The organism is Kitasatospora sp. NPDC001683, from assembly GCF_053596495.1.
This window is the reverse complement of the sequence record NZ_JBSFGK010000021.1, coordinates 1-13,155: the sequence shown is the minus strand read 5'-3', so window position 1 is coordinate 13,155 and position 13,155 is coordinate 1. Positions and strand designations below refer to the sequence as shown.

General features: G+C 71.5%; 8 protein-coding genes and 1 pseudogene. 5 read left to right on the top strand and 4 right to left on the bottom strand.

Annotation, left to right across the window (positions count from 1 at the left end):
• The first annotated feature begins 48 nt into the window (after positions 1-48).
• From ACWCYO_RS13970 to ACWCYO_RS13950, 5 genes are all read left to right on the top strand, one after another.
• The gene (locus ACWCYO_RS13970; protein ID WP_449784377.1) at positions 49-1,899 is read left to right on the top strand and encodes a TOMM precursor leader peptide-binding protein; all 1,851 of its coding nucleotides are present in this window, start codon (positions 49-51) and stop codon (positions 1,897-1,899) included.
• Positions 1,896-4,298 carry a lantibiotic dehydratase gene (locus tag ACWCYO_RS13965; RefSeq protein WP_449784376.1) on the top strand — a complete coding sequence of 801 codons (2,403 nt, stop codon included), beginning with the start codon at positions 1,896-1,898 and terminating at the stop codon, positions 4,296-4,298. The genes ACWCYO_RS13970 and ACWCYO_RS13965 overlap by 4 nt, the downstream gene beginning before the upstream one ends.
• Positions 4,295-5,401, top strand: coding sequence for a thiopeptide maturation pyridine synthase (locus ACWCYO_RS13960; protein ID WP_270148999.1), 1,107 nt, complete (start codon positions 4,295-4,297; stop codon positions 5,399-5,401). The genes ACWCYO_RS13965 and ACWCYO_RS13960 overlap by 4 nt, the downstream gene beginning before the upstream one ends.
• Positions 5,402-5,600: 199 nt before the next feature.
• Positions 5,601-5,963 (top strand): ATP-binding cassette domain-containing protein, encoded by a 363-nt coding sequence (locus ACWCYO_RS13955; protein ID WP_449784421.1) that lies wholly within the window; start codon positions 5,601-5,603, stop codon positions 5,961-5,963.
• Between the two features lie 757 nt (positions 5,964-6,720).
• Complete coding sequence (locus ACWCYO_RS13950; protein WP_449784375.1) at positions 6,721-8,220, top strand: glycoside hydrolase family 27 protein; 1,500 nt, start codon at positions 6,721-6,723, stop codon at positions 8,218-8,220.
• Positions 8,221-8,610: 390 nt separating this feature from the next.
• On the opposite strand, the pseudogene ACWCYO_RS13945 reads toward ACWCYO_RS13950, so the two are convergent.
• From ACWCYO_RS13945 to ACWCYO_RS13930, 4 genes and pseudogenes are all read right to left on the bottom strand, one after another.
• Positions 8,611-8,970: pseudogene (locus ACWCYO_RS13945) on the bottom strand (DUF6114 domain-containing protein); the annotation flags it as partial.
• Between the two features lie 99 nt (positions 8,971-9,069).
• The gene (locus ACWCYO_RS13940; protein WP_270148994.1) at positions 9,070-9,690 is read right to left on the bottom strand and encodes a DUF6230 family protein; all 621 of its coding nucleotides are present in this window, start codon (positions 9,688-9,690) and stop codon (positions 9,070-9,072) included.
• Positions 9,691-10,584: 894 nt separating this feature from the next.
• The gene (locus ACWCYO_RS13935; protein WP_270148992.1) at positions 10,585-10,866 is read right to left on the bottom strand and encodes a hypothetical protein; all 282 of its coding nucleotides are present in this window, start codon (positions 10,864-10,866) and stop codon (positions 10,585-10,587) included.
• Between the two features lie 290 nt (positions 10,867-11,156).
• A partial coding sequence (locus ACWCYO_RS13930) for a SpoIIE family protein phosphatase (protein ID WP_449784374.1) occupies positions 11,157-13,155 on the bottom strand: 1,999 nt, incomplete at its 5' end.

Sequence of the window (13,155 nt, the reverse complement as noted above, 5' to 3'; positions counted from 1 at the left end):
GAGCTGCGCGTTCCGCGGAGCGACCGCCGGGCGAAGCGGGGCGGGCTCATGAGCAACGCGGTACTCGGTGCCGGCCTGCTGGCCGATGCCATCGCCCGGCGCCCGCCGTCGATGCTGGTGGTGGCGCGCGACGGCTGGGACACCGGCGACTGGTCCGCGGCGCACGACCGGGGCGAGCCCTGGCTGCCGGTGTGGACGGAGCTCGACCGGGTCGTGGTCGGCCCGGTCGTCCGGCCCGGCGAGCCCGGCTGCGTCTGGTGCCTGCAGAAGTGGCGCTCCAGCGCGCCCCAGCGCGACCAGTGGACCGCGGAGCTACGCAAGGACGACCGGATCGCGACCCAGCCGTCCCCCTGGCTGTCGGACTTCGCCGCCGACGCCGTGCACGAGCTGGTGCACTCGGGCGCCGCACGGGACTGCTGCTGGTACCTCGACCTGCGCGACCTGTCCGTGACCCGGCACGCGTTCCTCCCGGACCCGCTGTGCCCGGTCTGCGGCGTGCTGCCCAACGACACGGCCGCGCAAGCCGCGATCACGCCCCTGCCGCGGCCCAAGCCCAAGGCGCGCGCCAGCAGGATCCGCGAACTCTCCGAGTCCCGGCTGACCGAGCTGTACGTGGACGCCGAGACCGGAGTGGTCGCCCCGCCCAACGGCCTGCGCGACTCGCTGTTCCCGCTGGCCGAAGCGGTCCTGGCCGAGTACGGCTACCGCGGCGAGGCCGGGTTCGGACGTACCCGCGACTTCGCCTCCTGCCGGGCCACCGCAGTCGCCGAGGCCCTGGAACGGCTCGGCGGCCAATGGCCCTGGGGCAAGCGGACGACCGTACGCGGCAGCTACGCCGAACTCGCCGGGGACGCCCTCGATCCGCGGTCGCTCGGCCTGTTCCCCCCGGAGCGCTACCAGGAGCCGGACTGCCCCTACCAGCCGTTCACCGAGGACGCCGTGGTGTCCTGGGTGTGGGCGTACTCGTTCCGCCGGGCCCGGCCGGTGCTCGTCCCGGAGACGTACGCGTACTACCGGACGGCCATGCAACCGGGGGCCCGAGCGGACAAACCCTTCACCTTCGAGATCTCCAACGGCTGCGCACTCGGCGGCTGCCTGGAGGAGGCGATCCTGCACGGGATCCTGGAGGTCGTCGAGCGGGACGCGTTCCTGATGACCTGGTACGCCCGGATGCCCGTCCCCGAGGTGGACCTCGCCCGGGCGCCCGACCCGCGCGTCGGGCTCGTCGTCGAACGCCTCGAACGCACCGGTTACCGGGTGCGGGTCTTCGACATGACGCTCACCGAGGCGATCCCCGCGTTCTGGGTGCTGGCGCAGGACACCACCGGCGACACCACCCGGCCGAGGGTCGTCTGCACCAGCGGATCGGCGCTGGACCCGGTCGCCGCCGTGCTCACCGCACTCGGCGAACTGGCCCCCATCGTCGAACAGGAGGTGCGCAGGTACCCGGCCGAGGCCGAGCGGGCCCGGCGAATGGCCGCCGATCCCGATCTGGTGCGCATCATGACCGACCACTCGCTGTGCAGCGCCACGCCGGAGGCGTTCGACCGCTTCTCCTTCCTGCTGTCCGGCGACCGCAGGACCGGCTGGGACCAACTCGGTCGCGACCCCTGGCCGTTCCACGCCGATCTGCGGGACGACCTGACCGAGGCCGTGGACCGGATGCTGGCCGGTGGCACCGACGTCGTGGTCGTCAACCAGACCTCGCCGCTGCACGAGGCCGCCGACCTGCACTGCGTGAAGGTGATCGTGCCCGGCGCGCTGCCCATGACCTTCGGCCATCGCAACCGGAGGGTCACCGACCTGCCCCGGCTGCGGGAGGTGCCCCACCGGCTCGGGTACGCGCCGCGCCCGCTGACCGACGCCGATCTCAACCCCCACCCCCACCCGTTCCCATGACCAGCCACGCCACCACGTTCGCCGTACGCGTCGCGGGCCTGCCCGCCACCGTGCTCGACCAACTCGTCGACGAGCGGCTGCGACACGCCCTGCTGACGGCGGCGCACGCGGTGGCCGCGCTGACGGCGGACGCCGCGGTGCTGTCCGACCGCTGCCACGGCGTGATCGGGGCGTTGGGCGACCCTGGCGCCAAACCGAAGCTGGTCGCGCTGCGCCGGACCGTGCACCAGCTGCGCGATCCGGCGCGGCTGCTCGCCGAGCCCCCGGTCGCCGCCGCCCTCGGCGTCGAACTCACCGCGGACATCGCCGAGTTCGGCCACGCGGTGGGCCGGTACCGGGCTGACCGCGCGCAGTTGCCGACCGTGCTGGCCGAAGCGGACCGCGCCATCGCCGCGAACCTGCGCGAGATCGGCGCGGATCCCCGCTTCGACCAGGGCCTCGCGCACGCCAGCCCCACCCTGCACGAGGTCCTCCGGCGCAAGCCCGGGCGGCAGGAGCTGATCCGGCTGGCCGTCTACGCGGCCCGCGCCGCCGTCAAGACCAGCCCCTTCAGCACGTTCACGGCCAGCGGCCTCGGCCGGTTCGTCCCGGACGGGCCGGCGCTGCGCTGGGCCGCGACCGCGCCGGCCCGATCGGTCGTCGACCTCGACCTGTCGGTCCTCACCCCGCTGACCGCCGGGCTGGCCGGGACGAGGGTCCGGATCAACCCGAGCGCGCGCCTCGTGGCCGACAGCGTCCGGTTCCTCGGCCCGGCACCGGCCGAGGAACTCCTCACCCTGCCCCTCACCCCGCCGCTGCGGTACTGCCTGCGGGCCGCCGCCGGTCAGCCGACGCTGGCCGAGTTGGCCGCGGGCCTCCCCGCGCCGCCGGAGCGGGCGGCCGGATACCTGCGCTCGCTCCTGGCGTCCGGTCTGCTGCTGGTCCGGCCCGACCTCGACGAACACGGGGTCGACCCCCTGGGGCAGTTGGCGGAACGCGTTCCCGGGCTGGCCCCGGTCCGGGAGACGCTGCGCGAGTACCGGGACGCGGACGGAACCGACCGGGTCGCGCTCGGACCGGTGCTGCGCGAGCGGCTCCTGGCCCTCGGCATCACCGGCACGGTGCGAGAGGTCGTCACCGAACAGTCGGTCATCCCCGGCGTCGTGGTCGAAGCGGGCCTGCCGTCCTGGCAGGACACGGTGGACGAACTGGCCGTCGCCTGTCGGCTGCTCGCGGTCTTCGACCACACGCTGCCCTTCAAACTGGCGATCGCCGCGTTCGTCCGGGAACGCTTCGGCACGCAAGCACCGGTGCCGTTCGACCGGTTCTACGCCGAACTGGTGCGCGACGGCCGCGAGGCGATGCGGCTACATCCCCGCGCTGTCGCCTTCGACATGGCCGGGCCGACCGAAACCCTCGCGGCAAGCCCGATCGCGGAGGTACGCCACCTGGTCGGCCTGATCGCCGGCATCCGGCGCGCGATGCCGGACCGGCAGCGGATCGAGCAGGCGCTCGACGCGCTGCCGACCTGGGTGCGCCCGGCCGGGTCGGTCGCCGTGTACGCCCAGCACGACGGCACCGCGTTGATCGTCAACGCGGTGAACTCCGGCTTCGGCCGGGGCCGGTCCCAGGTGCGCCGACTGCTGCACCAGGTCGGGGAGGATCCGCTCCCGGTCGACCCGGTGCACCCGCCAGCGCCGACGTACGCGGAGTTCACCCAGACCCAGGCCACTTCGCTCAACCAGCGCGAGATCACCCTGCCGGACCGGCTCGACTACCCGCCGCCCGCCCGGCTGACGGTCGGCGTGGGTGAGGACGGACTTCCGGTCCTGTTCGACAACGGGTCGGCCGTCCGGCCCGTCCACGGCGGGCTGTCCTACGAGCGGCTGCTCCCGCCGGTCATGGCGTTGCTGATCGAGGCATTCGGCGAGAACCCCATCCTGCTGCGGCCCGACCAACCGCTGCAGCACGACGCGAGCGCCGGCAGCGGGGAGGGCCGGGTGCTGCACGCGCCGCGGCTGACCATCGGGCGCGTGGTGCTCCGGCGAGCCACCTGGGTGGCCCAGCCGGGCACGCTTCCGCGCCGCGGAGCCGGCCAGCCCGACGCGGACTTCCTGCTCACACTGGTGACCTGGCTGGCCGAGCACGGCATCCCACCCCGGTTCTTCGTCTCCGTCCTGCGGACGGGCGCCGTGTCGGCGGGTGCGTTCGCCGGCGATCGTGCCCGCAAGCCGATGTACGTCGACATCGGGTCACCGCCACTCGTGCTGGCCTTCGAGCGGCTGGCCAGGGACCCGGCCTGCGCGGCGGTGTTCCAGGAGGTCGCACCGGAGCCGGAGACCGCCATCGTCGACGACAGGGGCGCGCCCCGAGTGACCGAGTACGTGATCGAGCTGAACTGTCAAGGAGATGGAAAATGACGGAGTCCTCGTGGCGCAGCGTGAACGTCTTCCACCACGACGGCGACCGGACCGATCTGCTGCTGGACGCGGTGCGCCCCTTCATCACGGCCGTGGCCCCTGCCGTGTCCAAGGTGTACTACCAGCCGCACTGGCGGCGCGGGCCGCACGTCCGCATTCCGATCCGGGCGAGCGCCGAGACCTTCGACGGCGTCGTCGCACCGGCCGTCGCCGACGTACTCCAGGAGTACCTGCGGGCACATCCGTCCACCGTGGTTCTGGACGAGCGGGCCGCGCACCCGCAGCACGTCCGGCTCGCCCGGTACGAGCGCGAACGCGGGCCGTTGACGCCCTGGGCACCCAACAACACCGTCGAGACCGGTCCCCACGACCAGCGCCTGCACGTGCTCGGCGGGCAGACTGCGGCGGACCTGCTCGCCGACTACTACGTCGACACCAACGACATCGTCTTCGACATCCTCGACTGGGTCCGTGGCGGCGGTTCGAAGATGGCGCTCGCGGTGGACCTGTTCATCGCGGTGGCGAACCGGTTCCTCCCGCCGGTGACCTACGGCTACATGTCCTTCCGCGGACACGCCGACGCCTTCATCGCGAAGATGCCCGACGGCCTGCGCGCACGGTTCGACCAGGTCTACGAGGCCAACGCGGAGCACTTCCGGCGACGGGTCGTCGAGATCACCGCGGCCGCCGACCACCACGAGGTCATCCTGTTCGGCGCTCTCCCGGACACCCTCCTCCACTACCGCAACCAGGCCGCCGGGCTCCTGGAATCCGGGGAGTTGACGCTCAACACCGACGAGAACGGCGACCCGGAGGCATGGGGTTCGACCTGGAGCGAGTGGTCCGAGCGCAGCCCGTTCCACCAGGCGCTCGGCGGCCACCGGGCAGCGGCCGACCAACTCGGCGGCTGGCAGGCCTTCCAGCAGTACCGGGTCGTACTCAACTGGCTGTACCTCAACATGTACCGCCTCGGCATCGGTGAGCTGGAACGCAACCTGATCTGCCATGTGGTCTCCCGCGCCGTCGAGGACGTGCACGGGGTGACCGCGCTGGATCGGATCCAGGATCTGATCGGTTTCGTCGACAGCGGCGGCCGTCTGTAGCCCGACCGCACGAGGACCGGACCGCACGAGAACCGGACCGCACGAAAGGGGGAGAGAAACGCATGAGCCACGCCGTCACCGTCAGCGGCCTCGTCAAGCGCTACCACCCGCACGCGGCGGCCGCCGTGGACGGTCTGAGCTTCACGGTCGACCGGGCACGGTCTTCGGCCCGCTCGGTCCGAACGGGGCGGGGAAGTCCATCACCGTCGGCGTGCTGACCACCCGGATCCTGCCGACCGCGGGCCGATGCCTGCTCTTCGGCACGGACGTGGTGGCCCGACCGGCCGCGGCCAAGCGGTTGCTCGCGGTCGTGCCCCAACGCCAGAACCTGGACCGTTCCCTGGACCTGCGGCAGAGCCTGCTCTTCCACGCGCGCTACCACGGCATCGGCCGGGCTGAGCGGCTCAGCCGTGCCGACGAGTTGCTGGACCCTATTGGGCTCACCGACCAGGCCGGTCAACGGGGCGAGCGGCTCTCCGGCGGTCAGGCTCAACGGGTCGTCATCGCGCGGGCACTGATGCGAGATCCCCGCCCGTCTAGTACGAGACCAACTACTACCTGACGAACACGAAACCCTGGTCACAGCCACGACCTGAATCTCTACCGAACCCGGGGCGATTCAGACCACCGAGAGGCGCGCATTGTTGCAAGAAGGGTTGACACTGCACGCAGGGTATTGGAAGCTCCCATTGGCCAACGCCGGGGACATTCACCTCGGTGATCTTTTTTACGATTGATTGTTAGCGCTAACATCCACTCGTCGAATCCACCGCCGATCGGGAGGCCGGCATGCGGACCTGAGCGCCACGAGCGGCCACCCGGCGTACTGCGCGGTCGGACGGCGAGCGAGTAGTCGCGCCAACTCGCCGCTTCTTCCGCTTCTTCCGACACCCACGAGGCCGGACCGGAGATCCGGTTGGATTCGCCGCCCCGATATGCCAGGGAAGCCGCACCGGAAATACCGGCGTGCAGTCCTCCATTTCTTCACGCGGCGACCTCGCTGCGCAATCGAGTCTTCTCGGAGTTCCCACCCCGCAACTGTGAGGCCATCCACCGAAGCGTGTTTGTCATGCCCACAACGAAGTTGGGTGAATGCCGAACCGCGAGGAACAGAAACCTCCCCCACCACTCCATCAGGAGGCGACCCCATGCTCCACGCGAACCTGCGCGCCACCCGGCCACCGGCGCGCACACGGCTGCGGAGGACGCTTGGCTGCGTACTCTCGGCGTTACTCCTGTCCTTGGCGATTCCACTGCTCTCCCTGGGCGCGGCCCCGTCAGCTGCGGCCCTGGGAAACGGTTTGGCGACCACGCCGCCGATGGGTTTCAACGACTGGAACGCCTACGGCTGCGACGTCTCCGAGCCGCTGATCAAGAGCACGGCGCTGGCCATGCACAACAACGGCATGCAGCGCGCAGGGTACGGGTACGTCAACATCGACGACTGCTGGATGACCCACACCCGGGGCTCCGACGGGCGCCTGGTGCCTGATCCGAACAAGTTCCCGGACGGGATCAAGGGCACCGCCGACTACGTCCACTCGCTGGGGTTGAAGCTGGGCATCTACGAGGACGCCGGACTGCAGACCTGCGCCGGCTTCCCGGGCAGCCTGGGCCACGAGACCACGGACGCGCAGGCCTTCGCCGCCTGGGGCGTGGACTACCTGAAGTACGACAACTGCTATGCCGGGCCGGGCTGTTGGCTGAACTCCTGCCCCAACGGAACCGAGGCGCCCGCGCAGACCCGTTACACCGCGATGCGCGACGCCCTGGCTGCGACCGGTCGGCCCATCCTGTTCAGCCTGTGCAGTTGGGGCGAGGACAGTGTGTGGACCTGGGGCGCCGGTGTCGGCAACAGTTGGCGCACCACCGGGGACATCAACGCCAGCTATTCCAGCATGCTGTCGATCTTCCACAGCAACGTGAACCTGGCCTCCTACGCCGGGCCCGGTCACTGGAACGACCCGGACATGCTCGAGGTCGGCAACGGCTCTCTCACCGACACCGAGAGCCGCTCGGAGTTCAGCCTGTGGGCGGAGATGGCGGCTCCGCTGATCGCCGGCACCAACATCGCCTCGGCCAGCCCGGCCACCCTGGCCACGCTCACCAACGCCGGGGTGATCGCGGTGGACCAGGACTCGCTCGGCAAGCAGGGCACGCTGGTGTCCTCCGGCGGCGGTCTCGACGTGCTGGCCAAGCCGCTGGCGAACGGCGACGTCTCGGTGGCCCTGTTCAACGAGACCGGATCGACCGCGACCATCAGCACCTCCGTCGCCGCGATCGGCAAGACCGGGGCCTCCAGCTACGGCATCACCGACCTGTGGTCCGGCGCGACGTCGACCACCAGCGGCACCATCAGCGCCTCGGTTCCGGCGCACGGCACCATCATGCTCCGCGTCGCGGGCGGCACCGGCGGCGGAACGAACCCGGCCGGCCCGGTGCGCGCGGTCGGTGCGAACAAGTGCCTGGACGTGCCGAACTCGACCACCACCCCGGGCACCCAGCTGATCATCTGGGACTGCAACGGCCAATCGAACCAGACCTGGACCCGCACCTCCTCCCGCCAGCTGACCGTCTACTCGGGCGGCTCCCAGATGTGCCTGGACGCGTACAACGGCCAGACCGCACCCGGCACCAAGGTCGAGATCTGGACCTGCAACAACCAGGCGAACCAGCAGTGGAAGGTGAACGCCGACGGCACCATCACCAGCGCCCAGTCCGGACTCTGCCTCGACGTCACCGCCGGATCCACAGCCAACGGCGCCCTGATCGACCTGTGGACCTGCAACGGCCGGACCAACCAGCAGTGGGCCGTCTGAGCGATCACCGGGCCTGACGACGACCGTCGTACCGGGCTTGCGTGCCCTCACTCGCCCGATCGCCTCACTGAACTCCCGAAGGCTGGCCCAGCTGTTGCATACAGCTCGCGAAGACGTTCCATGAGAAGTCGGTCCGGGCCCTCGACGTCCTCTTCGATCGGTTTGAGCTCGGTCTTCTTCCTCTTGCCCGGCAGGCCGTCGGCCACGTCCACCCCCACGTCAGCGTTGCACAGATACGCAATGTCGACAGACCGTCATTCACCGGAAGAATTCACGTCGTTGCGGCGGGTCGTCAGCCGGCGTGGTCCATGGCGCAGGGGGTGGTAGGCCGGTCGGCGCCATTGGCGGGTCGCACCCAGAAGGCCGTGACGTTCAGCCGCCGTTGTCCGGTGGAGCCCAGGCGCAGGCCAGCGAGCCGCCGATGAGCCCGGGCAGCATGCCCAGGAAGAAGCCGCCGAAGTTGGCGACCGGCACGGAGAGCAGTGAGAGCAGGATCGCGGCGACCCCGGCGAAGATCCGCACCTGCTGCTGGAGCCAGAGCGTGACACCCAGCGTGATCAGCAGGCTCCCGACGAGGAGTGAGCCCGCGCCCGCAGTGGTGGAGAGCGCCAGGCCGAGACCGCCCAGGGTGAGGTGGGCGTAGGGAAAGGGGAAGTAGAGGATCGGCAGGCCGCCGACGAACGTCAGCAGGCCGGCCCAGAAGGGGCGGGTGCCGCGCCAGGCCCGGAACTCCCGCCGGGCTGTGGCGATCGCCTCGCGCGGCCTGGACCACGGGGCCGTGGTTCTGTTCCACACGTGGCACCTCCCTGTACGGTCAGTGGGATCGAGACGGGCTGCCGGGGCAACGGGTCAGAAGCACTCGTCCCGGCCGTGCACCAGCGACACGCCCAGCCCGGGAACATCGAAGCTGCTGGCCGCCACCGCGACCGCGGCCACCCGCACGTCGGTCAGGTTGATCGAACTGGCCTGCTGCGCCGGGCTGTTGGGGTTGAAGAAGCGCGACTCCCGGTCGCCCTTGCTGACTTCGCCCTTGGTGAGCGCTCCGGCGGCGACCCCGATGTCGAGATGATGGGCGCTGGACTGGTCGGCCGCCAAGTGCTTCGCGTCGATGAAGAACCCCTTCGCGGTGGCCGCTCGCTTGTCCCCGGTGAGCCGCAGCGTGAAGGTGCCGAGCACCGGGATCGGGAAGACGGCGGACTGGCAGAGCCCGTGGATGGTGGCGGACTCGAACCCCGTGACCATGACCGGCACCGGGTCGTGCTCGCGGGTGAGGTCGACCGTGCCGTACAGGCTGAAACCTTCACCGTGGAGCTCGTCGGCGGAGAGCTTGAACTCCTCACCGGAGATCAGGAACGACGCGGCGAGCGCGTTCTGGGCCACCCCGGCCACGAGGGCCGCGGTGGCCGCGAGGCACGGCAGCAGGATGACGGCGAAGCGCTTCCAGCGGGTCCTGCCGAAGCGTTGCGACATGCCGTCCCTCTCTGACCTGGACCATGGCTCCCGGGCGCCCGGCCGGGAGCGTTCGCGCGGGACACCGCACCGACTGCCCGAAATCGGAAAAGACCGGACACGGCCGATCATGCGGTGCGGGAAATGGCTCCGCAAACCATTCACGGCCACATTGACGACCATGTCGCCGCACATCACTCCAGCGGCCCATCGGCCGACTTCTGGTGCACCTGGCCCTCCGGCCACCGATGCGCAGATCTTTCCGGAAGTCTTACCAACCACGCCCGCTCCTTGCACAACCCGCACACCAAGCTCCCGGAGCACGCGATTCCGCTTGTGCCCCCGAGCACGACCACCGGCCGGTACCGGTGGCGCCGTCACCTACGGAAAGATCGAATGGACCACTGCTCGTCCTGCGAGAATCGGCCCGACCCCCAACCCCCTGCCCGGATTGCGCCCACCCCGCCGCCGACACCGACACCGCACCCGCGAAGACGGCACCCGCCGAGCAGGCAGGAGCTCCGGCTCTCGCGGCCGACCACCGCCCTGCCGCGGAAGGGGAGGGGGACACGGACGCCTCCCTGGAGTCGGCAGAAGGCGGAGCCACTGGGGGACACCCGCTGCCCGACCCGAACTGCCGGCGGACACCCCGCCCCATCCCGCAGCCGCGTACGGGCTCCAGCCCGAGCCGCATGCCGAACCGCCCGCCGCCGATCTGGATCTCCGCCCCGGCGGCCGGCTGAAGCGGTGGCGATTGGCAGCCGGTATCGGCGTGCTGGGCCTCGCCGTGATCGGCTTGGGCGCGGTCGCCCTCCAGTCGAACGGTTCGGACGGCGCCGCCGAGCCTGTCGGGTCGCCCAGTGCCCAGCCGACCACCACCGCACCCGGCACCCCTTCCCCCAGCCTCCCCCCGAGTCACCACCCGGCATCGCCCACCCCGAAGCCCCACCCCGCCTCGCCCTCCCCCACCGCGGGGCCCGGCCATGCCTCAGCCACCGCCTTGCCGGGCTCGGGCACAGCCGGAGCCGTCCGACCCGGGTCCTCCACCTCACCGGAACCGGGCCGTACTCCGGCCGTCCCGGCCACCCAGCCGACGCCCGCGGCCGGCCACCCGGGCTCGCCCGAGCCGACCCAGACGGGGCCGAGTCCGAGCAGCAGCCCGAAGCCGACCTGCACGCAGCTCCTGTTCTGGTGCACCTGACCGGTCCGGCAACCCCTGCCACTGCCACAGCAGGGCGGCACGGCGGCGGTCGGCGACCGGACAGCTCCTCCCGCCACCACGCCGGTTGAGCTCCGAACGCTGCCGACCCTGCGGCTCAGGGGCGACCCAGGGCACGGCGGCGGCCAGGGTTCAGCAGGCGTCGGCGCCGTTGTGGACGGTGTCGCCGAGGAGGTCGACCGATCCGGACGGGGCCACGATCGCAGCTCGGACAACGGTGGTGACGCCGGGAAGGACGAGGTTGAGCGAGAGCTACACCGCGGGGGAGTTACAGCAGCATCGCCTCGAACTGGAACTCGGGTGCGGTCAGCGGTTGCTCGGACCAGATGACCTTGCCGCGGGCCGTGTACCTGGTCCCCCAGCGTGCGGCCAGCTGGGCCACCAGGAACAGGCCCCGGCCGCCCTCGTCCGCGGTGTCGGCGTAGCGCAGGTGGGGGGCGGTGCTGCTGGCGTCGGAGACCTCGCAGACCAGGCTGGTGTCGCGCAGCATGCGGACGCGGATGGGCTCGGTGCCGTAGCGGATGGCGTTGGTGACCAGTTCGCTGAGGATCAGCTCGGTGGTGTAGGTCAGTTCCTCCAGGTCCCAGGCGATGAGCTGGTCGTCGCAGGCGTTGCGGATGCGGGAGACGGCGGCGAAGTCGTCGGGTACGTCCCAGGTGGCCACCTGGTCGGGCGCGAGCAGTTGCGTACGGGCGACGAGGAGGGCGATGTCGTCGCTCGGACGCGGCGGGGCCAGCGCGTCGAACACGGCCCGGCAGGTCTCCTCGGGGGATGCGTCGGCACGGGCCTGCGCCAGGGAGCGGCGCAGCGCGGCGAGTCCGGTCTCCAGGTCGCGCTCGCGGTTCGTGACGAGTCCGTCGGTGTAGAGGACCAGGAGGGTGCCTGGGGCCAGCTGGAGTTCGGTGGTTTCGAAGGGCAGGCCGCCCACGCCGAGTGGTGGGCCGGCGGGCAGGTCGACGAACTCCACGCTGCCGTCGGTGTGTACCAGTACGGGCGGTGGGTGACCCGCCCGCGCCATGGCGCAGTGTCCGGAGACCGGGTCGTAGATCGCGTACAGGCAGGTGGCGCCCGTGACCGCCCGCTCGCCCTCGTCCTCGTCCTCGTCCTGGCCCTCGACGTCGCCTTCTCCCGGCCCCGCCTCGCCCTGGTCGAGCCGGGCGACCAGTTCGTCGAGGCGGGCGAGCAGCTCGTCCGGGGGCAGGTCGAGGGCGGCGAAGTTGAGGACGGCGGTGCGCAGCCGGCCCATGGTGGCGGCGGCGTGCAGGCCGTGGCCGACGACGTCGCCGACGACCAGTGCCACGCGGAAGCCGGGCAGCGGGATGACGTCGAACCAGTCCCCGCCGACCCTGTGCAGTGCCGGCAGGTAGCGGTAGGCCGCCTCCAGGGCGCTCTGCTCGGGCAGTCCGCGGGGCAGCAGGCTGCGCTGCAGCGCCTCGGCCATCCGGCGATCGCGGGTGTAGCGGCGGGCGTTGTCGATGCTGATCGCCGCGCGGGAGATCAGTTCCTCGGCGAAGGTGACGTCCTCCTTCCCGAACGGCTCGGACTGCGCCGCGCGCCAGAAGCTGACCGTGCCCAGGGTCAGACCGCGTGCGTTCAGCGGCGTGGAGATCAGCGAGTGGACCCCGTACGCGAGGATCCGGTCGGCGGTCCGCGGGTCGCGTGCCCGCCAGGCCTGCGCCCGACGCAGGTCGGCCACCAGCGTGGTGCGCCCGCTCCCGAGGGTGGTGGCCTCCGGTGTGCCGGGCAGCGGGCTGATCTGCGAGCCCACCGGGTAGAACGGCCAGTCCTCGCGGGGCCCGCCGGCGGCCACCCGGCGGATCCGCGGGCCTCCCGCGACGCCCGTGCCCGGGAGCGGCTCGTCACCGCGCAGTACCGCCTCGGCCAGCTCGACGGTGGCGAAGTCCGCGAAGCGGGGAACCGCCACATCCGCCAGTTCCTGGGCGATCCGCACGATGTCCAGGGTGGTGCCGACCCGCAGCCCGGCGTCGTAGATCAGCTGCAGCCGGGCCCGGGCCGCCTCGGCCTGCCCGGCCAGCGCCCGCAGCTCGGTGGTGTCCCGGATCGTCGCGACGCTGCCGGGCCCGCCGCCGAACGGCGCGGTGGGGCGGTTGTTCACCGCGAGCAGCCGGCCCTCGGCCGGGTGCACCTCGTCGGTGGCGGCCCGCCCCGACGCCAGCAGCTCGGCCAGCCCCGGATCGAGCCCCAGCTCGGTGACCGGCCGCCCCTCCACCTCGGGCGGCAGCTCCAGCAGCCGCCGGGCCTCGTCG